We start from the raw sequence: 21,194 nt of genomic DNA on the forward strand, positions 1-21,194 counted from the left end.
AAGCAGTATTCAGGTGAACGCACATGAATGATTTACAGCTCGACGACTTCAAGACTGACGAAAACGCCGCCATGGTGCTGTTGGTGGACGATCAGGCCATGATCGGCGAGGCAGTACGACGCGGTTTGTCGAACGAAGAAAACATCGACTTCCACTTTTGCGCCGACCCGCACCAGGCCATTGCGCATGCCGTGCGCATCAAGCCGACGGTGATCCTGCAGGACCTGGTCATGCCGGGCCTGGACGGTCTGAGCCTGGTGCGCGAATACCGCAACCACCCGGCGACCAAGGACATTCCGATCATCGTCCTGTCGACCAAGGAAGACCCGCTGATCAAGAGCGCGGCGTTCGCGGCCGGGGCCAATGATTACCTGGTCAAGCTGCCGGACAACATCGAGCTGGTCGCGCGTATTCGCTATCACTCGCGCTCCTACATGACGTTGCTGCAGCGTGATGCGGCGTACCGCGCCTTGCGAGTCAGCCAGCAGCAGTTGCTCGACACCAACCTGGTGCTGCAACGGCTGATGAACTCCGACGGCCTGACCGGGCTGTCGAATCGTCGGCATTTCGATGAATACCTGGAGCTTGAATGGCGCCGCTCGCTGCGTGAGCAGAGCCAATTGTCGTTGCTGATGATCGACGTCGATTACTTCAAGACCTACAACGACACCTTCGGCCACCTGGAAGGCGACGAAGCCCTGCGCCAGGTCGCCGCAGCGATCCGCGACGCCAGCGCCCGGCCTGCCGACCTGCCGGCCCGCTACGGCGGCGAAGAATTCGCCCTGGTGCTGCCCAACACCTCGCTCGGCGGGGCGCGGCTGGTGGCGGAAAAACTGCGCATGACCGTGGCGGCGCTGAAGATCCCGCATATTGCCCCGACCGAAGGATCGAGCCTGACCATCAGCATCGGCCTGTCGACCATCACCCCGACAGCAGGCAGCAATTGCCGCGAATTGATCTCGGCGGCGGACAAGGGGCTGTACCTGGCGAAGAACAATGGGCGCAATCAGGTGGGCATAGACTGACCGACGCAAATCCTGTGGCGAGGGGATTTATCCCCGCTGGGCTGCGAAGTGGCCCCCAAAATGGGACTGCTACGCAGTCCAACGGGGATGAATCCCCTCACCACATCTGATCTCCATCGTTGCAAAGGTCGTAGGTGAACCCCGGCTTTTCAGCCAAGCGGACTGCCGTTTCCGGCCGTTTGCCGTTATACTCGCCGGCTTTCAAAAGTTCGCCAACGAGTGCTGCCCGCCATGGAAATCAACCCGATCCTTAACACCATCAAGGACCTGTCCGAGCGCTCCGAAACTATTCGGGGGTATCTTTGACTACGATCAAAAGCATGAGCGTCTGACCGAGGTCAATCGCGAGCTTGAAGATCCGAGTGTCTGGAACAAACCTGAATACGCCCAGGAACTGGGCCGCGAGCGCGCTGCGCTGGCGCAGATCGTCGATACCCTCGACGAACTGAACGCCGGTCTGGCCGATTGCCGCGACCTGCTGGACATGGCCGTCGAAGAAAACGACGAAGGCGCAGTGGGCGATGTCGTCGCCGAGCTGGCCCGTCTTGAGGAAAACCTCGCCAAGCTTGAATTCCGCCGCATGTTCAGCCATGAAATGGACCCGAACAACGCTTACCTGGACATCCAGGCAGGTTCCGGTGGCACCGAGGCCCAGGACTGGGCCAACATCCTGCTGCGCATGTACCTGCGCTGGGCTGACAAACGCGGCTTCGACGCCACCATCATGGAACTGTCGGCCGGTGAAGTCGCCGGCATCAAGGGCGCGACCGTGCACATCAAGGGTGAATACGCCTTTGGCTGGCTGCGTACCGAGATCGGCGTACACCGCCTGGTACGCAAGAGCCCGTTCGACTCCGGCAACCGTCGCCATACATCTTTCTCTGCGGTATTCGTTTCTCCCGAGATCGATGACAAGGTGGAAATCGAGATCAACCCGGCCGACCTGCGGATCGACACCTATCGTTCCTCCGGTGCCGGTGGTCAGCACGTAAACACCACCGACTCGGCCGTACGTATCACCCACGTACCGACCAACACCGTGGTCAGCTGCCAGAACGAACGTTCCCAGCACGCCAACAAGGACACCGCCATGAAAATGCTGCGGGCCAAGTTGTACGAGCAGGAAATGCAGAAGCGCAACGCCGCGTCCCAGGCGCTGGAAGACACCAAGTCGGACATCGGCTGGGGTCACCAGATCCGTTCTTATGTGCTCGATGCGTCGCGGATCAAGGATCTGCGGACCAACATCGAACGCAGCGACTGCGACAAGGTGCTCGACGGTGATATCGACGAATACCTGGAAGCGAGCCTGAAATCAGGCCTGTAAGACATGCAATACGGGATCGGTCTCGATCCCTGTAGGAGCCGGCTTACCGGCGATCCCCGGCCGCAGGCCGGGGGCAACGAACCAGATGGAATATTTAAAGACATGAGCGACCTAGAACTCGACCCGCAAGCCCTGCAACAGGAAGAAAACTCCCTGATCGCCCTGCGCAAGGAAAAGCTTGCTGCCGAGCGCGCCAAGGGCAATGCCTTCCCCAACGACTTCCGCCGCGAAAACTACTGCGAAGACTTGCAGAAACAGTACGCGGACAAGACCAAGGAAGAGCTGGCAGAGGCTGCAATCCCGGTCAAGGTTGCCGGTCGCATCATGCTCAACCGTGGCTCGTTCATGGTGATTCAGGACATGACCGGGCGCATCCAGGTCTACGTCAACCGCAAGACCCTGTCCGAAGACACCCTGGCCGCGGTGAAAACCTGGGACATGGGCGACATTATTGCCGCCGAAGGCACCCTGGCCCGTTCCGGCAAAGGCGACCTGTACGTAGAAATGACCCACGTGCGCCTGCTGACCAAATCCCTGCGTCCGCTGCCGGACAAGCACCACGGCCTGACCGACACCGAGCAGCGCTATCGTCAGCGTTACGTTGACCTGATCGTCAACGAAGATGTGCGCCAGACGTTCCGCGTGCGTTCGCAAGTCATCGCGCACATCCGCAGCTTCCTGATGAAGCGTGACTTCCTGGAAGTGGAAACGCCGATGCTGCAGACCATTCCAGGTGGCGCGGCAGCCAAGCCGTTCGAAACCCACCACAACGCGCTGGACATGGAAATGTTCCTGCGTATCGCGCCTGAGCTGTACCTCAAGCGGCTTGTTGTTGGTGGGTTTGAAAAAGTGTTTGAGATCAACCGCAACTTCCGTAACGAAGGCGTTTCGACTCGTCACAACCCTGAATTCACCATGTTGGAGTTCTACCAGGCCTACGCCGACTACGAAGACAACATGGACCTGACCGAAGAACTGTTCCGTGAACTGGCGCAGCTGGTCCTGGGCAGCACCGACGTGCCGTACGGCGACAAGGTGTTCCACTTCGGCGAGCCGTTCGTGCGTCTGTCGGTGTTCGACTCGATCCTCAAGTACAACCCTGAGCTGACCGCTGACGACCTGAACGACATCGACAGGGCTCGCGCCATCGCCAAGAAGGCCGGCGCCAAGGTGCTGGGCTTCGAAGGCCTGGGCAAGCTGCAAGTGATGATTTTCGAAGAGCTGGTCGAGCACAAGCTGGAGCAGCCGCACTTCATCACCCAGTACCCGTTCGAAGTGTCGCCGCTGGCGCGTCGCAACGACGAGAACCCGAACGTCACCGACCGCTTCGAGCTGTTCATCGGTGGTCGTGAAATCGCCAACGCCTACTCCGAGTTGAACGACGCGGAAGACCAGGCCGAGCGCTTCATGGCCCAGGTGGCCGACAAGGACGCCGGTGACGACGAAGCCATGCACTACGACGCCGACTTCGTTCGCGCGCTGGAGTACGGCATGCCGCCGACGGCGGGTGAAGGCATCGGCATCGACCGTCTGGTGATGCTGCTGACCAACTCACCGTCGATCCGTGACGTGATCCTGTTCCCGCACATGCGGCCGCAAGCGTAAGTGTTTCAATTAAAAAGCCGCCTCTTCAGGCGGCTTTTTATTGCCTGTCTGGTACAAACGTATCAACTTGTTACTTTCATCTGAGAGGAAAGACCTGTCGTGAATCGTGCAATGGCTCAAGAAGGTGCAGCGGGTATCGCCACTGCGGTCGCTGAAAGTGTTCAGTACCAGGGCCGCAAGGCCAGCCGGCAGGGCAGTGAGCAGCGTCGACAGGACATTCTCGATGCCGCGATGCGCATCGTCGTGCGGGATGGCGTACGGGGCGTGCGGCACCGTGCTGTGGCCGCTGAGGCTGAAGTGCCATTATCGGCGACCACTTACTACTTCAAAGATATCGATGACCTGCTCACCGATACCTTCGCCCAATACGTAGAACGCAGCGCGGCCTACATGGCCAAGTTGTGGGTGAACAACGAGGGCCTGCTGCGCGACATGATCGCCAGTGGCGACGGCAGCCCGCAGGCTCGTTCAAAACTGGCGGACGACATTGCGCGGTTGATGACAGAGTATGTTCATCGGCAACTGGTCACCCGTCGTGAGCACCTGATGGCCGAGCAGGCGTTCCGTCAGGAGGCGTTGTTGAACCCGCGTCTGGCCGAGTTGGTGCGCTCCCATCAGCAAATTCTGTTGCAGGGCTCCTGCCAGCTTTTCCAGGTGCTGGGCTCTCGCGAGCCACAACAGGATGCCAAAGTGTTGACGGCGATAATCGGACGGATGGAATATCAGGGCCTGCTCAACGACGCCGAGCCGGGCGCTGAAGAGGAAATGCTGGGCATACTTACGCGTTATATGCATTTGGTGCTTGCTTCGGTTTAATCCCTTGGGGTGAACGCTTAGCCCCTGTGGGAGCGAGCCTGCTCGCGAATACGGTCTGACATTCAACATCTTTGTTGCCTGACACTCCGCCTTCGCGAGCAGGCTCGCTCCCACAGTGGCCGGTGATCACTTTGGGCGAGGTGTGTTCATAGGGAGTGTTGAATGAAAGCCTGGCGTGTCGTGGTGATCGCCTTGTCGTTCCTGCTGCTCAGTGGCTGCCTGGTGACCTTCAAGGGGCCGCTGCCCGAAAGCGAGCCCGCGCCCAAAGGGTTGCTCGGCAAATGGACCAGCACCAACGCCTGGGGCGAGCCGCTGAACCTGGAGCTGACGCGCATCGGCGACAATCGCTATCAGGCTGTGAGCTACTTCAAGGCCAGGCCCAAGGAGCGCGAAGCCTACCCCTTCACCGTGTCACACCACGGTAGCCGCTGGTATCTATCGGCGAAAGTGCCGGCTCAACTCGGCGGGCATTTCACCATTGCCGGCTTCGAAATCACCGACAAGCACGAACTGGTGGTCTACAACCTCGACCTCGAACAGATCAACCAGGCGCTCAAGCAAAAAGTCTTGAGCGGCGAAGGCATTCAGACCGACGACGGCGATGGCGTATTGATCAACAGCCACATGGACCAGGTGTCCGCCTACCTCGACGACCCGGCCAACTCCGATGTGTTCGTCGAAGTGGTGCGTTATCAGCGCCAGGCCAAAACCAAGTAACCGCAGCACAGAAGATTTCTACAGGAGTTTCGGGTGGACGATTACCAGCAGTCGATACGCATTTTGTCCGATCGCATTGTGCTGGCGCAGACGCCGATTCGCGTCCTCGATGCGGTGAAATGGGACGACAATATCCGCAAGGGTTTCCTCAAGGCCAAGGGCAAGGAAATGCCGGCGGTGGACCGTGACTACTACCTCAACCGTCCGCTGGCCTTCGATTCCAGCAAGGTGAAGCTGGAATTCCAGAACATCGAGCGCGACATCACCCGCCAGCTTGGCCAGTTCAACCCGGTCGGGCAGATCATGCGCCGCATGTGCAAGGAATACCGGATGGTGGTGCGCATGCTCGAAGCGCGCGGCACCGAGGATTTCGGCCTGATTTCCCAGGAGTTGTATGGGGCTGCGTCCGACGCGTTTCACGCTGGCGACCCGACCTTGTCCGACCTGGGCCTGATGCTCTCCGATTACCTCAACAACATCGACGGCCGTGGTGACCTCAAGGACGAACCGAAAACCCTCACCGCCAAAGAGGCCGTGGGCATGCTACAGCACCGGTTGAGCAAAGTGTTTGGCGAGGCCGAGGAAACCATTCGAGTATTCGAGTCCGACGGGATCGTTGCCGATGCGGCGGCCGGTGCCGACTACATCAAGATCCGTAGCGATGCGATGTTCAACGAGCGTGATGTGCGCGCCCTGGAAGTCCATGAAGGCCTGGTGCACGTAGGCACCACCCTCAATGGTCTGAACCAGCCGATCTGCACCTTCCTGTCCAAGGGCCCGCCCTCGTCGACGGTGACCCAGGAAGGCCTGGCGATCCTGATGGAAATCATCACCTTCGCCTCCTACCCAAGTCGCCTGCGCAAACTGACCAACCGCACCCGCGCCATTCACATGGTCGAAGAGGGCGCCGACTTCCTCCAAGTGTTCGAGTTCTTCCGCGAGCAAGGCTTCGAGATGCCCGAGAGTTACAGCAACACCAGTCGCGTTTTCCGTGGCTCGGTGCCGACAGGTCTGCCATTTACCAAAGACTTGTCCTACCTCAAGGGCTTCATCATGATTTACAACTACATTCAGTTGGCGGTGCGCAAAGGCAAGCTGGAGCAGATACCGCTGCTGTTCTGTGGCAAGACCACCCTGGAAGACATGCGCACCTTGCGCCTGTTGGTGGACGAAGGGCTGGTGGTGCCGCCCAAGTACCTGCCGGAACAATTTCGCGACATGAACGCGTTGTCGGCGTGGATGTGTTTCTCCAACTTCCTCAACCACCTGAGCCTGGACCGGATCGAGGCGGATTACTCCAATATCCTCTAAGGCTGGAGAAATCTCCCTGTGGGAGCGAGCTTGCTCGCGATAGCGGAGTGTCAGTCGACGAAAATGTTGGCTGACCCGACGCTATCGCGAGCAAGCTCGCTCCCACAGGGTTGTGTATTCCACTCCACTATTGCGAGGTTTCAACGGATGAGAATCCTCGGCATCCTCTACCTTCTCCTGACTCTGAACGGCTGCAGCTCGCTGCTGTTCTACCCTGAACCCGGTCAGCTGTTCACCCCGGAAAAAGCCAAACTCGAATACCGCGACGTCACCCTGGTCACCGCCGACGGCCTCAAGCTGAACGCCTGGTGGCTTCCGGCGAAGCAGGGCGTCGAGGTCAAGGGCACCGTACTGCACCTGCACGGCAACGGCGGCAATCTGCCCATGCACCTGGGCGGGAGCTGGTGGTTGCCCAAAGAGGGTTACCAGGTGCTGCTGGTGGATTATCGCGGCTACGGCTTGTCCGAGGGCGAGCCGAGTCTGCCAGCGATCTACCAGGACATCGACACCGCGTTCAAATGGCTCGACCAGGCCCCCGAGGTCAAGGGCAAGCCGTTGATCCTGCTGGGCCAGAGCCTCGGTGGGTCGATGGCGGTTCACTACCTCGTGCAACACCCCGAGCGGCAGAAACAGCTCAAGGCGTTGGTGCTCGATGGTGTGCCCGCCAGTTACCGCAGTGTCGGCCGCTATGCGCTGAGCAATTCATGGGTGTTCTGGACGTTCCAGGTGCCGCTGTCCTGGCTGGTGCCCGATGGCGACAGTGCGATCAATTCCATGGCGCAGCTCGATGGCGTGCCGAAACTGATCTACCACAGCATCGACGATCCGATCGTGCCTCTTTCCAACGGCATCCGTCTGTATCAAGCTGCGCCGCCGCCGAGAGTGCTGCAACTGACCCGTGGCGGTCACGTGCAGACATTCGCCGACCCGGTCTGGCGCAAAGTCATGCTGCGTTATCTCGATGACCCACAGCATTTCAACGGCCTGCGCCGCCTGGGTGAAATCCCCAATTACCCGGCACCCGAACATTCTGAAGATGAACCACCAGAGAGCCCGCAATGAGTGAAGAACGTAACGCCATCCCGCTGATCATCACCGGTATCTGCAGCATCCTCGGCACCGTCGCAGCCCTGTGGTGGTACGGCTACCTGCACTTCGCCAAGCCAGAGGATGCGTTGCTGCTCAACGAATTCACCATGCTCAAGACGGTGCCGGGTGAGGACTACAAAGTCTCCCTGGAACCGGCCGCGCAAGTTGCTCAGTGCATCGATGGCGTGCTGGTGCTGTTTGATACCGAGCAGAAAGGCCTGACGGGCGTGCTGATCAACAACAAGAAAAAGGCCGTGCGTTGCATGGGGCAGGAAACGCCGCAGAAGCTTGAACAATAATCAAAATCCCTTTGCGACATCAATCAACTGTGGGAGCGAGCCTGCTCGCGAATACGATTTTTCATTCAACATTTATGTTGACTGATCCACCGCTTTCGCGAGCAGGCTCGCTCCCACATTGGTTTTGCATTGTCGTCGATTATTGCGTGTTGGCACTCACTGCCGAACGCGGAATCACCGGCTGGTTGTCATTGGAAATCGTCACTTCCACCCGACGATTCTGTGCCCGGCCCGACGTGCTGGTGTTATCCGCCACCGGATACTCCTTGCCGTAACCCTGGGCGACGATGCGTGTCGGATCGACGCCCATTTTCACCAGTGCCATGCGCACGGAAGTCGCGCGGCGTTCCGACAGCGACTGGTTGTGCGAGGCGGTACCGGTGCTGTCGGTGTAACCCTCGACAATCACTTTACGGTCGGGGTTTTCCTGGAGGTACTGCGCCAGTTTGTTGATGTTCATCAGACCGTTGGATTTCAGCTCGGCCTTATCGGTGGCGAACAGTACATCACCGAAGGTCACCAGCGTGCCGCGATCGGTCTGCCTGGCGTTTAGGCTGTCCTGCAACTGTTTGATCTGCTGATCACGAGCATCCAGACGTGCCTGGGCCCGTTGTGCAGAAGCGTTTTTCAGGTTGGCTTCGGCGTTTCGCAGGGCGATAGTTTGTTTTGCCACTTCGACACGCTGGTTGGTCAGATAGGCCAATTGGTCGACCTTGGCCTGGTCTTCCTTGTCCAGGTAGGCCTTGTCGGCCTTGTCCAGGTAATCGCTGGCTTCCTTGGTTTCCAGCGCCGCGACTTTGCTCGCCTGCGGGTTGGCTTGCAGGCCGGAATAATTGGTGCGGGCCTGTTCCAGGTTGGCGTTTGGTGGCGTGGAGCATGCGGCCAAAGCAACGCTGGCGGCCAGCAGGGCAGGGATCATCAGCTGTTTTGAATTCATGGTTTTCGTCCTTTTAATCGAGTAAGAAATACGTCGTGCCGCGCCGTTACTGAACGGTGCGCTGGCTTTCCTGACGCAGTTCCTGAACCCCTTTCTGAGAGTCCTTCACAGACTGTTCGGCTTTCATCGCCTGGGCTTTGCGCTCGGCGACGCGAGCGTCCCACTCAGCCTGTTCGGCCAGGGTCTTGGCTTGATCGTACTTTTTGTCGTGCATGGCAATTTCGGCTTGCTTGAGTTTGTCCTGTGCCGACTTCATTTCCACCGCGGCGAATTCGGTACCACCCGCGCTGACAGCGTTGTTGACCGCTGACTCGGTGACGGCGAATTGCTCGGTAGGTGGGTTGCCGGCGCAACCGGCCAGCACCAGGCCGGTGCCGATGGCCAGGGCTGTCATTTTCAGGCCGTGCAAGTATGAGGATTTGCCAGTTCGGGTTTTCATCGTTTTCAACTCCATTGGGCTAGCTCCTGAGCAACGTGAACATCCATCCTGGGCAAAGAGCCGAAACCGTATTTCACATGATGTTTTGAAACGGCCGTCCCAGGCGTGGTTACTGGGTTGACCCGAGGGGTTTTTTGAAAGTTCAGAGAAATTAGCCTGCTACCGAAAAAACTTCGGCGCAGTGGGCAGGGCTCTAGAGCGAGGGATTGAACATTGTGGGAGCGAGCCTGCTCGCGATGGGCTTCGATACACCGCGTTGATTCAGACAGCACGCGTTATCGTTGACGACCATCGTCGGAACGCCGCCCGGAGCCGGCTCGCTCCCACAGGGGATCAAAGGATAAATCAGTGTTTCTGCTTGTCGTCAGCCGCCGACAAGTCGTGCAAATGACGACGGGACAAGGCGAGAAAACGTGGGGTAGGGCCGATGTCTTCGTACAGCGGATCGCCTTCTTCGTCAGTGGCCACTACGGTCGAACCTTTCACATAGGGAAAGCTTTTTTCCAGTTCTTCCAGGGCGGCACCGATCAGTTCGCCCAGCAGTTCTTCGGGATGCCGCTTGGGGTACATCTCGATAATTGCCGCAAGCCGTGCGGCAGCCTCCACATCCAGGTGAATCGAATAGCCTGTGTCGGTCAGGCGACCTTTGGCGTTTTCTTCCCAGTGGTTGGCAAGCTCGCGGATTTTCATAATGACCTCATTGCGCTCCTGCTCCTGGCAGGCGGGGAATGTCCGGCAGTCGCCGGCGACAGCCGTTGTACGGCTTACTGTTGAGACTAGCCTCAACGACAAAGGTTTAAAGTCCCTTCGTCGTCTTGCTTGTAAGAACCGGTCTGGAGCGGCACTCTTAAGGTTCCTGGTCGACCGGATTTTTCGCTGGAGAACTGTTGATGACCGATATTGATGCACGCTTGCGCGAAGACGTTCACCTGCTCGGTGAGTTGTTGGGCAACACCATTCGTGAACAGTACGGGGACGGCTTTCTCGACAAGATCGAGCAGATCCGCAAAGGCGCCAAGGCTGACCGTCGCGGTTCCATGGACGCCGAGCTCAGCGCCAGCCTTAACCAGTTGACGGAGGACGAACTGCTGCCGGTGGCGCGGGCGTTCAACCAGTTTCTCAACCTGGCCAACATCGCCGAGCAGTACCAATTGATTCACCGACGCGAAGAATCCCAGGCCGCGCCATTCGAGGCGCGGGTGCTGCCAGAGTTGCTCGCCCGCCTGCGCGCCGAAGGTCATGGCGCCGAGTCTCTGGCCCGCCAACTGGGGCGGCTGGAAATCGAGCTGGTGTTGACGGCGCACCCGACCGAAGTCGCGCGCCGCACACTGATCCAGAAATACGACGCCATCGCCGCGCAACTGGCGGCCCAGGACCACCGCGACCTGACCGGCGCCGAGCGCGAGCAGATCAAGTCGACGTTGCAGCGCCTGATCGCCGAGGCCTGGCACACCGAAGAAATCCGCCGCACGCGCCCGACGCCGGTCGACGAAGCCAAATGGGGTTTCGCGGTGATCGAACATTCGCTGTGGCAAGCGATCCCCAATTACCTGCGCAAGGCCGACCAGGCCCTGCACGCTGCCACCGGTCTGCGCTTGCCACTGCAGGCAGCACCGATTCGTTTTGCCTCGTGGATGGGCGGCGACCGCGACGGCAACCCGAACGTGACGGCGGCGGTGACCCGTGAAGTGCTGCTGCTGGCGCGCTGGATGGCGGCCGATTTGTACCTGCGCGATGTCGATCATCTGGCTGCCGAATTGTCGATGCAGAAGGCCAGTGAAGCGTTGAAAGCCAAGGCTGGCGACAGCGCCGAACCCTATCGCGCGGTGCTCAAGCAACTGCGCGAACGACTGCGCGCGACGAGAAACTGGGCGCACAGCGCGTTGTCGACGCCGACACCTGCATCGGCCGACGTATTGCAAAACAACCGCGAACTGCTCGACCCGCTGGAGCTGTGCTACCACTCCCTGCATGAGTGCGGCATGGGCGTGATCGCCGACGGTCCGTTGCTCGATTGCCTGCGCCGGGCCGTGACGTTCGGCCTGTTCCTGGTGCGCCTCGATGTGCGTCAGGACTCGTCGCGCCATACCGCGGCCATGACCGAAATCACCGATTACCTCGGCCTGGGTCGCTATGAAGACTGGAGCGAAGAAGAGCGCATTGCCTTCCTGACGCGCGAACAGAATAACCGTCGGCCATTGCTGCCGGCGCACTACAAGCCCTCGGCCGACACCGCCGAAGTGCTGGCGACCTGCCGGGAAATCGCCGCGGCGCCAGGGGCGTCGCTGGGCTCTTACGTGATCTCCATGGCCGGTGCCGCGTCCGATGTGCTGGCCGTGCAGCTGTTGCTCAAGGAGTCCGGGGTATTGCGGCCGATGCGCGTGGTGCCGCTGTTCGAAACCCTCGCCGACCTCGACAACGCCGGGCCGGTGATGGAGAAACTGTTGCTGCTGCCGGGCTATCGCTCGCGCCTGCAAGGCCCGCAGGAGGTGATGATCGGCTATTCCGACTCGGCCAAGGACGCCGGGACCACGGCGGCCGCCTGGGCACAGTACCGGGCGCAGGAGCAGTTGGTGGATATCTGCCGCGAGCAACAAGTGGAACTGCTGTTGTTCCATGGTCGCGGTGGCACCGTGGGGCGTGGCGGCGGCCCCGCCCACGCGGCGATTCTGTCGCAGCCACCGGGTTCGGTCGCCGGACGTTTCCGCACCACCGAGCAGGGAGAAATGATTCGTTTCAAATTCGGCCTGCCGGACATCGCCGAGCAAAACCTCAATCTGTATCTGGCCGCGGTACTCGAGGCGACCTTGCTGCCGCCGCCACCGCCAACGCCTGAGTGGCGCCACTTGATGGACGAACTGGCCGCCGACGGTGTCAGCGCCTATCGCGCCGTGGTGCGGGAAAATCCGCAATTCGTGGAATATTTCCGCCAGTCCACCCCGGAACAGGAACTTGGGCGCCTGCCGCTGGGCAGTCGTCCGGCCAAGCGCCGTGCCGGCGGAATCGAAAGCCTGCGGGCCATCCCGTGGATCTTCGGCTGGACCCAGACACGGCTGATGCTGCCGGCCTGGCTGGGCTGGGAAGCGGCTTTGAGCAAGGCGTTGGAGCGCGGTGAAGGCGAACTGCTGCAGCAGATGCGCGAGCAATGGCCGTTCTTCCGCACCCGCATCGACATGCTGGAGATGGTCCTGGCCAAGGCTGACGCGGATATTGCTCGCTCTTACGATGAGCGTCTGGTCGAACCGGACTTGCTACCTTTGGGTGCGCATTTACGCGACCTATTGTCGCAGGCATGCGCCATCGTTCTCGGGCTGACCGGTCAGTCCCAGCTGCTGGCACATAGCCCAGCCACACTTGAATTCATTCGTTTGCGCAACACTTACCTCGACCCGCTTCATCTATTGCAGGCCGAGTTGCTGGCACGATCGCGGCAACCGGATGTGGCACAGGACAGCCCGGTAGAACAGGCGTTGCTGGTGTCTGTAGCGGGGATTGCCGCCGGTTTGCGCAACACCGGCTGAGGATTTTTGCCGTGCTTTTGGGCATCCGGCGCAGGCGCCGGATGCGGTTCAATGGCGGCTGTAAATGTGCTGCCAGGCGACAGTTAATGTTGGGGTTGCGACTTGGGGAACCGAGTTGAAAGGTCACGACAGGCAGCGGTTTCTCCGACTTTTGGCGGCTTGTGTGGGCGCAGCCTGCTGTGTATCTTGATCAGCCTTTGGCCGTTTGGGCGGTCACGACCCTATTTTTGAGATTGGCCCCACGAGGCGAATCTGACGTTATCCATATAAAAATTGAGGAGCACATCGATGCGCGTCATTCTGCTGGGAGCTCCCGGGGCCGGTAAAGGTACTCAGGCTCAGTTCATCACCGAAAAATTCGGCATTCCGCAAATCTCCACTGGCGACATGCTGCGTGCCGCGGTCAAGGCCGGCACCGAGCTGGGCATCAAGGCCAAGAGCATCATGGATGCGGGTGGCCTGGTGTCCGATGACTTGATCATCGCCCTGGTCAAGGACCGTATCGCCCAGCCCGACTGCGCCAACGGTTTCCTGTTCGACGGTTTCCCGCGCACCATTCCACAGGCTGAAGCCCTGGTGACTGCCGGTGTCGAGCTGGATGCGGTGGTTGAAATCGCCGTTGAAGACGAAGAAATCGTCCAGCGTATCGCCGGTCGCCGTGTTCACGAGGCCAGCGGTCGTGTTTACCACATCGTCTACAACCCGCCGAAAATCGCTGGCAAGGACGACATCACCGGGGAAGAGCTGGTGCAGCGCAAGGACGACACCGAAGAAACCGTGCGTCATCGCCTGTCGGTCTACCATTCGCAGACCAAACCGCTGGTGGCCTTCTACCAGAAGCTGTCTGCTGCCAATGGCAAGCCGAAGTGCAGCCACATCGAAGGTGTCGGTTCGGTTGAAGCGATCACCGCCAAGGTGCTTGCGGCCCTGAGCTGAAAACAGCTTGATCTTCTACGGCCCGCTTGCGGGCCGTAGTTGTTTATACTGACGGACTTTTTTCTGATCTCTCTTGTGGAAACATCGATGAGCACCTTGCTGGCCCTGGACACCGCGACTGAAGCTTGCTCTGTTGCCTTGCTGCATGACGGCAAAGTGACGAGCCATTACGAGGTGATTCCGCGCCTGCATGCACAGAAGCTGTTGCCGATGATCCAGCAGCTGCTCGCCGATGCCGGCACCACCCTGCAAGCGGTCGACGCCATCGCTTTCGGTCGCGGGCCGGGTGCGTTCACCGGCGTGCGCATTGCCATCGGTGTGGTGCAAGGCTTGGCATTTGCCCTCGAACGCCCGGTATTGCCGGTGTCGAACCTGGCAGTGCTGGCACAACGCGCCTATCGCGAACACGGTGCCAGCCAGGTCGCGGCGGCCATCGATGCGCGGATGGACGAGGTGTATTGGGGCTGCTACCGCGAAACGGCAGGGGAGATGCGCCTGGTCGGCGCTGAAGCGGTATTGCCACCGGAAGTCGCTGCATTGCCGGCCGATGCCAGTGGCCAATGGTTCGGCGCAGGCACCGGCTGGGGGTATGCCGAGCGTATCGCCGTCGACCTGAGTGGCCAGGACGCGGGCATGCTGCCCCACGCCGAAGACCTGCTGACCCTGGCGCGGTTTGCCTGGGCGCGTGGCGAGGCGATTGTAGCGGATGAGGCGCAGCCGGTTTATCTGCGCGATAAAGTGGCGACGCCCAAGGCGCGTTAATTCGCTACACCGAGTTGTCCCCTTCGCGAGCAGGCTCGCTCCCACAGGATTTACGCCAATCCCTGTGGGAGCGAGCCTGCTCGCGAAGGAGGTTTCAAGAACACAGCCAATCGTCAGTTTGTAACCCTGGTTTTAAACCTTTTGCCCTTTATGTGTTCTAGTTATCACTCGGCAGTTTGCGAAGTGGGTTATGTGCCACTAGACTGCCATTACTGATACCGAGCATGCACCTATGCGTATAGACGGCGTTTCCTCTCAGTCATACCCCATCAAACGCAAGCCTCACAAAGGCCAGCGGGTAGAAGACGAGTCCGTCGATATCGAAGGCGAGCTGGAATTAGCGACCGAGGAGCAACTGGCTGCCCGTGCCGCCAAAACCGCTGCGCAGAAGCTGAGCAATCTCCCCGCCCGTCAGCAGGACATGCTTTATCACCGCGCGATGAGCAAAAGCGTGTCACTGGCACTGGCCAGTTACCTGAGCACCGCCAGTTTCGTCGATTGGGATGCGCAAGTGCTGGGCCTCGACCTGTACATCTGATGTTGCCTTACAACCTCGGTTGCCCGTCCTGGAGCGAAAACGCCTGGCGTGATTACCTGTACCCGCCAGCGGCCAAGCCCGCCGACTTTCTGAATCTCTATGCGCAAGTGTTCAATGCCGTCGAAGGCAACACGACCTTCTACGCCAGTCCAGCTGCCAGCACCGTGCAACGCTGGGCCGAGGTCATGCCCGGACACTTTCGATTCACCGCGAAGTTTCCCCGCGAGATCAGCCACGGCGGTGACCTGCGCGAACAACTGATCGCCGCCGAAACCTTCACCCGATTGCTCAGCCCGCTGGGCGACCGGGTGTCGCCGTTGTGGCTGCAATTATCCAAAGGCTTTACGCCGCAACGGCTGCCCGAGCTGGCCGGATTCATCGACGCGCTGCAGCGCCCATTGGCGGTGGAAGTGCGGCATGACGACTTCTTTGCCAAGGGCGAAAGCGAGCGGATGCTCAATCGCCTGTTGCTCGATCGTGGTGTCGAGCGCATTTGTCTCGATCCCCGTGCGTTATTCAGCTGTACCTCGACCGAGCCCTCGGTGCTTCACGCCCAATCGAAGAAACCCCGAGTGCCACCGCGCCCGGCAGCGTTCACGCAGTTCCCGCAGGTGCGTTTCATCGGTCATCCGCAGCTTGAGGCCAACGAACCGTTTCTGTTGCCGTGGGTGGAGAAAATCGCCCTGTGGATCGAAGAGGGCCGTACGCCCTACATCTTCCTGCACACCGCCGACAATGTGCTCGCGGCAAAACTGGCACAACGTTTTCACGCGCGCCTGATGCTGCGACTGCCTGGCTTGCCGGCGCTGCCTGAGCTATACAGAGAGCCCGTGGCCGAGCAACTTGGCTTGCTCTGAAGCGGACTCGTTTCCCTTCTCAGGAGCCTGCCAATGGATGCGCAAACCCTTCGAGCCCAAGCGTTCAGAGCCTTGCACGAACGCGATGGGGCCTTTGTGATTCCCAATCCGTGGGATGCCGGTTCGGCAAAAATGCTCGCCAGCCTGGGGTTCGAGGCGCTGGCGACCACCAGTGCCGGTTACGCTTTTTCCCAAGGACGCCCCGATGGCGGCCTGACGCTGGACGACACCCTGGCCAACGTGCGGGCGATTGTCGCCGCCACCGACCTGCCGGTAGCGGTCGATCTGGAAAACGGATTTGCCGATGATCCCGCCGAATGCGCGCAAAGCATTCGAGCGGCCGCGGCCGCAGGTGCCGTCGGCGGTTCGATCGAAGACTTCACGTGCCGTCCGGACGCTCCGATTTATTGCTTCGAACATGCCGTGGCGCGCATTGAGGCCGCCGTCGCTGCCGCCCGCAGCTTGCCTTTCGCGTTTACGCTGACAGCCCGGGCCGAGAACTATCTGCATGGCAACCCGGATCTGGCCGACACGATCCGCCGCTTGCAGGCGTTCGCCGAAGCCGGTGCCGACGTGTTGTACGCGCCAGGGTTGCGCAGCGCTGAAGAGGTATTGGCGGTGGTTCGCGCCGTGGCGCCGAAACCGGTCAACGTGTTGATGTCCGGCGGCTTGAAGCTCACGGTCGAGCAGTTGAGTGAAATGGGCGTCAAGCGCATCAGTGTCGGCTCGGCACTGGCCCTGGCGGCGCTAGGCGAGTTCTACCGCGCCGCCGAAGAGATCAAGACGGCGGGCACGTTCGGCTTCACGTCGCGGTCCATGCCCTACGCGCAGGCCAATCAATTGTTCAAAGGCTGACGATGCGGTTTCGCGGGTGGCTGTTGCTGATGCTGTTGATCATTGCAGCGGCAGGAGCGGGTGTGTGGCGCGGCTGGATCTCCCTGCCGCCGCAGTGGGATCCGTGGGCGCCGCTGGACGTGAAAGCTCAACCTAACCTGCTGACCCGCTACAAACTGATGCGACTGCGCGCTGATCCGCAGCTGTGCGACCAGGCTTTGAGCAGCTCCGGATTGCGCGTGGTCCGTCAAGCCGACAGCCCGGACGCCAAATGCCCGCTGACCGATACCCTGCGTGTTCAGGGTAGCGACGTGGCCCTGAGCAGTAGTTTTCTCGCCAGCTGCCGACTGGCGGTGTCATTTGCCCTGTTCGAGCATCACGCGCTGCAACCTGCGGCGCAGGCGGTCTACGGGCAAGCGGTCACGCGGGTCGATCACCTCGGCAGCTTTGCCTGCCGCAATGTCTACAGTCGCGAGAATGGCAGGCGTAGCCAGCATGCGTCGGCCAATGCACTGGATATCGCCGGTTTTCGACTGGCTGACGGTCGGACCATCAGCGTGCTCAAGGATTGGCCGAAGGATAACCAGGACGCAAAATTTTTAAGGCAGGTTCGCGATGGCGCCTGCGGCCTGTTCAGCGTGGTGTTGAGCCCGGATTACAACGCTGCCCATCGCAATCACTTTCATGTGGATGTCGGGCCGTGGTGGGTCTGTCGTTGAGGCTTATGCGGCCAGGCGCAGGTTCTGCAGGACGATCGGGCGCGCCCAGCGGTTATCGAAATCGAGCTGTTTCTGCTGCGCCACCAATTCTTCAGGCGAGAACGGCGGGAGCGGCTTGTCCAGCAGGTCGAGTTCGAACTCGGCGATCGGCAAACGCAGCGGACGCGGTTGCGGCGCCGGACCGGCTTCTGGCAGCGGTTGACCGGCGGTAAGCACGATCGGACGCACCCAACCGCTGTCGAAGTCCTGCTGTTGCTGCTGGGCAACGATTTCTTCGGCGGGGAACGGCGGGAATGGCTTGTCGGCCAGGTCCATTTCGAACTCGGCAATCGGCAGGAACAGCGGCTCGGGCGGGCGAACTTCGTTGTCCTTCACGTCGCATTCGCGCTGGGAAACGATGTGCGCCAGCAGGTCACTGCCAACGGTGGGTTCATCTGGGCTTTGCAGATCGACCGGTGGAAAATTCAGCGATTGCGGCAGCACTTCACCCGACTGTTCGGCGAGTGCACGGGCAAAGAAATCCTGCCAGATGTGACTGACGCCGCTCAGTGCCTGGGTATTTCGCAGGTTGTAATCGCCGTAGGGCGAGATAAAACCTGTGATTGTGGGTTGAATGTCTGACATTTCTCTCGGTCGACGCTCAGCTCTGGCAAAATGCTCGATAGTTTTGTTATCGGCCGTTTTTGCCGATCATTAATTTTTTGAGCGTGTTTTCCGATGATTGATCAACCTGCGGCCTGCCGCATCCATGTCGAGGCGCTGAGCGCGGCCTTCGAGCCCCAGGCCGAGCAATGGGCCGAGCGTCTGGGCCTGCCGCTGCAAGTGGCTGATGGCGAGTTCGCGTTGCAGGTGGGTGACCAGGGTTTGCAGCTGCAACAGCTGGGGCCGGATGCGCCCGGCCCGGTGCGGGTGGATTTCGTCGAGGGTGGCGCGGCGCATCGCCGGTTGTACGGTGGCGGCAGCGGGCAGATGATCGCCAAGGCCGTCGGCGTCGCCCAAGGCGTGCGCCCGCGTGTGCTGGATGCCACCGCCGGACTGGGCAAGGATGCGTTCGTGCTGGCCAGCCTGGGCTGCGAGATGAGCCTGATCGAGCGCCAGCCTTTGATTGGAGCCTTGCTCGAAGATGGCCTGGCCCGGGGCGCGGAAGACTTCGACGTAGCGCCCATCGTGGCTCGCATGCGCTTGCTCAAGGGCAACTCGATCGAGGTGATGCGCAATTGGGAGGGGGAGCCGCCGCAGGTGATCTACCTCGACCCGATGTTCCCCCATCGTGAGAAAACCGCCTTGGTGAAGAAGGAAATGCGCCTGTTCCGGCCGCTGGTGGGTGATGATCCGGATGCGCCGGCATTGCTCGAAGCCGCCCTGGCCCTGGCCAGCCACCGTGTGGTGGTCAAGCGACCGCGCAAGGCGCCGTGCATCGAAGGGCCCAAGCCGAGCCATGCGCTGGATGGCAAGTCGAGCCGCTATGACATCTACCCGAAAAAAGCGCTTAAGCCCTGAGTTGAAGCCGATCGTTCCCATGCTCCGCGTGGGAATGCAGCCCGGGACGCTCCGCGTCCCATTCGAAAGCTGGAACGCGGAGCGTCCCTTGAGGCATTCCCACGCAGAGCGTGGGAACGATCACTGCTAGGGCCGATAAGCCCGCATAAACAACCCCACCACTTCCTGCACATGGCTCTCGGCCGCGTCCCCGGTCAACGGCTCACCGCAGCCATACAGCAACCGAAAATTCCCCGCCCCCTTGAGCAGGCAGAAGAAGTGCTCAGCCGCATTGTGCGGTTTGTCGATACTCAACACGCCACTTTCGTCGATCCGGGTCAGCAAGCGCTCCATGCCATGCAGCATGCGTTGCGGGCCAGCCTCGAAGAAAATCTGTGAGAGCTTCGGGTCCTGGCTGCCCAGGGTCATCATCAGCCGGTGCAGGTTCACCGACTCGTCGCTGTTGATCAACTGGTGAAAGCCGCGGGCAATGTTCAGCAGCACTGTTTCCACTGCTACGCCTTCCGGCAATTCAAAGAACAGCGACGGCAATTGCTCCTCGCACTTGGCCACCACGGCAGCGCAGAACAGCGTCTCCTTGTCGTTGAAGTGGCTATAGACCGTCAACTTCGACACCCCGGCCTGCGCTGCGACAGCATCCATGCTGGTGTTGGCGTAACCCTTGGTCAGAAACAGCGTTTTCGCTGCATCGAGGATCGCCTGGCGCTTGGCCAGATCCTTGGGGCGGCCCGGGCCATTGGGTGCTGAAAGATTGTTCGACATATTCGCTTTTATTACTGGACTGGTGAGTTTGCTATTAATAACATACTCGTCAGTATAATTATTCCAAGCACCATTGGCGAAAGGTCCTTCACCATGTTCCGCTATGCCTTGCCCCTCGCGTTGCCAGTCACCCTGGCGTTTTTATTGACCGCGTGCGGTCACGAAGAGGCGCCTCAAGTCAGCATTCGACCGGCCATGGTGGTCCAGCCAGAGCCTTCGACCCAGGCAATGGAAAGTTATCCAGGTGAAGTTCGCGCCCGCTTTGAACCGGACCTGGCGTTCCGCATTGGCGGAAAAGTCAGCCGACGACTGGTCGACGAAGGGCAGCGGGTCAAGGCCGATCAACCGCTGGCGGAACTTGACCCCCAGGACGTGCGCCTGCAACTGGAGGCCACCCGCGCCCAGGTCGCGGCCGCCGAGGCCAATCTGAACATGGTTCGCGCCGAGCGTGATCGCTATAAAACGCTGATGGAGCGTCAGCTGGTCAGCCGCTCGCAGTACGACAATCACGAAAACCTGTACCGCTCCGGTGAAGCGCGTCTTAAACAGATCAAGGCCGAGTTCAACGTCTCGACCAATCAGGCCAGTTACGCGGTGCTGCGGGCGCCGCAGGATGGCGTAGTCGCCAAGCGAGCGGTGGAAGTCGGGCAAGTTGTCGCAGCCGGGCAAACGGTGTTTACCCTGGCCACCGATGGCGAGCGTGAAGTGTTGATCAGTCTGCCGGAGGCGAGTTTCGGCCGCTTCAAGGTCGGCCAACCGGTGTCGGTGGAGCTGTGGACGCAACCGGATCAGCGCTTCGCCGGGCACATCCGCGAACTGTCGCCGGCCGCCGATCCAAAGTCGCGCACCTTCGCCGCGCGTATCGCCTTCAATGCGGGCAAGGTGCCAGCCGAACTCGGCCAGAGCGCCCGTGTCTTCGTGCAGACCGCCGAAGCCGTTCCGTTGTCGGTGCCACTGTCGGCACTGACCGCGGAAAACGGCGTGACCTACGTCTGGGTGGTCAGCGCCAACAACACCTTGAAGAAGACCCCGGTGCGGGTCGGCGCCTTTGGTGAGAAAACCGTCCCGGTACTCGAAGGCCTCAATGCCAGCGACTGGGTGGTGGCCGCCGGTGTCCATGTGCTTCTCGACGGGCAGTCCGTACGCCCGGTGGATCGCTCCAACCGCGTGGTCAATCTGGCGGACAAGGAGTAATCCCCG

Annotated in this window: 22 protein-coding genes; 17 read left to right on the forward strand and 5 right to left on the reverse strand. The window is 60.5% G+C overall.

Going from position 1 to position 21,194, the window contains the following annotated elements; genetic code table 11:
- Nucleotides 1-23 precede the first annotated feature (23 nt).
- The 8 genes from ACA054_RS05525 to ACA054_RS05560 all read left to right on the forward strand — a co-directional run bounded on the left by ACA054_RS05525 (nt 24) and on the right by ACA054_RS05560 (nt 8,189).
- The gene (locus tag ACA054_RS05525) at nt 24-1,025 is read left to right on the forward strand and encodes a diguanylate cyclase (protein WP_497688521.1); all 1,002 of its coding nucleotides are present in this window, start codon (nt 24-26) and stop codon (nt 1,023-1,025) included.
- Nucleotides 1,026-1,256: 231 nt separating this feature from the next.
- Nucleotides 1,257-2,352, forward strand: a protein-coding gene (prfB, locus tag ACA054_RS05530; RefSeq protein WP_104995687.1) for a peptide chain release factor 2 whose coding sequence is annotated in 2 segments (ribosomal slippage) — nt 1,257-1,328 and nt 1,330-2,352 — 1,095 coding nt in all. Because the reading frame shifts where the segments join, the coding sequence is not laid out codon by codon here.
- Nucleotides 2,353-2,454: 102 nt separating this feature from the next.
- On the forward strand, nt 2,455-3,957 hold the full coding sequence (gene lysS / locus ACA054_RS05535) for a lysine--tRNA ligase (RefSeq protein ID WP_497688522.1): 1,503 nt from the start codon (nt 2,455-2,457) through the stop codon (nt 3,955-3,957).
- 99 nt (nt 3,958-4,056) lie between these two features.
- Nucleotides 4,057-4,773: a TetR/AcrR family transcriptional regulator gene (locus tag ACA054_RS05540; RefSeq protein WP_497688523.1), complete on the forward strand. Its 717-nt coding sequence runs from the start codon at nt 4,057-4,059 to the stop codon at nt 4,771-4,773.
- A 162-nt stretch (nt 4,774-4,935) separates the two neighbouring features.
- Nucleotides 4,936-5,490, forward strand: coding sequence for a hypothetical protein (locus ACA054_RS05545; protein WP_497688524.1), 555 nt, complete (start codon nt 4,936-4,938; stop codon nt 5,488-5,490).
- 33 nt (nt 5,491-5,523) lie between these two features.
- On the forward strand, nt 5,524-6,801 hold the full coding sequence (locus ACA054_RS05550; RefSeq protein WP_497688525.1) for a flavohemoglobin expression-modulating QEGLA motif protein: 1,278 nt from the start codon (nt 5,524-5,526) through the stop codon (nt 6,799-6,801).
- A gap of 147 nt (nt 6,802-6,948) precedes the next feature.
- Nucleotides 6,949-7,863, forward strand: coding sequence for an alpha/beta hydrolase (locus tag ACA054_RS05555; protein WP_497688526.1), 915 nt, complete (start codon nt 6,949-6,951; stop codon nt 7,861-7,863).
- A complete protein-coding gene (locus tag ACA054_RS05560) occupies nt 7,860-8,189 on the forward strand; it encodes a PA3694 family proteiin (RefSeq protein WP_046816479.1) in 330 nt (109 codons plus the stop codon). Before ACA054_RS05555 ends, ACA054_RS05560 begins: the two co-directional genes overlap by 4 nt.
- Nucleotides 8,190-8,328: 139 nt before the next feature.
- On the opposite strand, the gene lptF is transcribed toward ACA054_RS05560, so the two are convergent.
- From lptF to ACA054_RS05575, 3 genes are all read right to left on the reverse strand, one after another.
- Nucleotides 8,329-9,126: a lipotoxin F family OmpA-related lipoprotein LptF gene (lptF, locus tag ACA054_RS05565; RefSeq protein ID WP_497688527.1), complete on the reverse strand. Its 798-nt coding sequence runs from the start codon at nt 9,124-9,126 to the stop codon at nt 8,329-8,331.
- A 46-nt stretch (nt 9,127-9,172) separates the two neighbouring features.
- On the reverse strand, nt 9,173-9,580 hold the full coding sequence (locus ACA054_RS05570; protein WP_497638170.1) for a DUF4398 domain-containing protein: 408 nt from the start codon (nt 9,578-9,580) through the stop codon (nt 9,173-9,175).
- A gap of 330 nt (nt 9,581-9,910) precedes the next feature.
- The gene (locus tag ACA054_RS05575; protein WP_497688528.1) at nt 9,911-10,255 is read right to left on the reverse strand and encodes a pilin assembly protein; all 345 of its coding nucleotides are present in this window, start codon (nt 10,253-10,255) and stop codon (nt 9,911-9,913) included.
- A gap of 200 nt (nt 10,256-10,455) precedes the next feature.
- Between ACA054_RS05575 and ppc the strand changes: the two genes are divergently transcribed.
- From ppc to ACA054_RS05610, 7 genes are all read left to right on the forward strand, one after another.
- On the forward strand, nt 10,456-13,086 hold the full coding sequence (gene ppc / locus ACA054_RS05580; protein ID WP_497688529.1) for a phosphoenolpyruvate carboxylase: 2,631 nt from the start codon (nt 10,456-10,458) through the stop codon (nt 13,084-13,086).
- A 288-nt stretch (nt 13,087-13,374) separates the two neighbouring features.
- Entirely contained in the window at nt 13,375-14,022 is a 648-nt protein-coding gene (adk, locus tag ACA054_RS05585; protein WP_497688530.1) for an adenylate kinase, read from the forward strand.
- Between the two features lie 87 nt (nt 14,023-14,109).
- Nucleotides 14,110-14,784, forward strand: a complete 675-nt coding sequence (tsaB, locus tag ACA054_RS05590) for a tRNA (adenosine(37)-N6)-threonylcarbamoyltransferase complex dimerization subunit type 1 TsaB (RefSeq protein ID WP_497688531.1) — start codon at nt 14,110-14,112, stop codon at nt 14,782-14,784.
- Between the two features lie 232 nt (nt 14,785-15,016).
- Nucleotides 15,017-15,322, forward strand: a complete 306-nt coding sequence (locus tag ACA054_RS05595) for a hypothetical protein (protein WP_497688532.1) — start codon at nt 15,017-15,019, stop codon at nt 15,320-15,322.
- On the forward strand, nt 15,319-16,179 hold the full coding sequence (locus tag ACA054_RS05600) for a DUF72 domain-containing protein (protein ID WP_497690249.1): 861 nt from the start codon (nt 15,319-15,321) through the stop codon (nt 16,177-16,179). Before ACA054_RS05595 ends, ACA054_RS05600 begins: the two co-directional genes overlap by 4 nt.
- A 33-nt stretch (nt 16,180-16,212) precedes the next feature.
- The gene (locus ACA054_RS05605) at nt 16,213-17,034 is read left to right on the forward strand and encodes an isocitrate lyase/PEP mutase family protein (RefSeq protein WP_497688533.1); all 822 of its coding nucleotides are present in this window, start codon (nt 16,213-16,215) and stop codon (nt 17,032-17,034) included.
- Nucleotides 17,035-17,036: 2 nt separating this feature from the next.
- A complete protein-coding gene (locus ACA054_RS05610; RefSeq protein WP_497688534.1) occupies nt 17,037-17,732 on the forward strand; it encodes an extensin-like domain-containing protein in 696 nt (231 codons plus the stop codon).
- 3 nt (nt 17,733-17,735) lie between these two features.
- On the opposite strand, the gene ACA054_RS05615 is transcribed toward ACA054_RS05610, so the two are convergent.
- Nucleotides 17,736-18,356 carry an energy transducer TonB gene (locus tag ACA054_RS05615; RefSeq protein WP_497688535.1) on the reverse strand — a complete coding sequence of 207 codons (621 nt, stop codon included), beginning with the start codon at nt 18,354-18,356 and terminating at the stop codon, nt 17,736-17,738.
- A gap of 93 nt (nt 18,357-18,449) precedes the next feature.
- Between ACA054_RS05615 and ACA054_RS05620 the strand changes: the two genes are divergently transcribed.
- On the forward strand, nt 18,450-19,232 hold the full coding sequence (locus ACA054_RS05620; protein ID WP_497688536.1) for a class I SAM-dependent methyltransferase: 783 nt from the start codon (nt 18,450-18,452) through the stop codon (nt 19,230-19,232).
- 126 nt (nt 19,233-19,358) lie between these two features.
- Here ACA054_RS05620 and ACA054_RS05625 read toward each other — a convergent pair whose 3' ends face one another.
- A complete protein-coding gene (locus tag ACA054_RS05625; protein ID WP_497688537.1) occupies nt 19,359-19,994 on the reverse strand; it encodes a TetR/AcrR family transcriptional regulator in 636 nt (211 codons plus the stop codon).
- 93 nt (nt 19,995-20,087) lie between these two features.
- On the opposite strand from ACA054_RS05625, the gene ACA054_RS05630 reads away from it, so the two are divergent.
- Nucleotides 20,088-21,188 carry an efflux RND transporter periplasmic adaptor subunit gene (locus ACA054_RS05630; RefSeq protein WP_497688538.1) on the forward strand — a complete coding sequence of 367 codons (1,101 nt, stop codon included), beginning with the start codon at nt 20,088-20,090 and terminating at the stop codon, nt 21,186-21,188.
- Nucleotides 21,189-21,194: the final 6 nt, after the last annotated feature.

The sequence above is a fragment of the Pseudomonas sp. LBUM1653 genome (genome assembly GCF_059716115.1).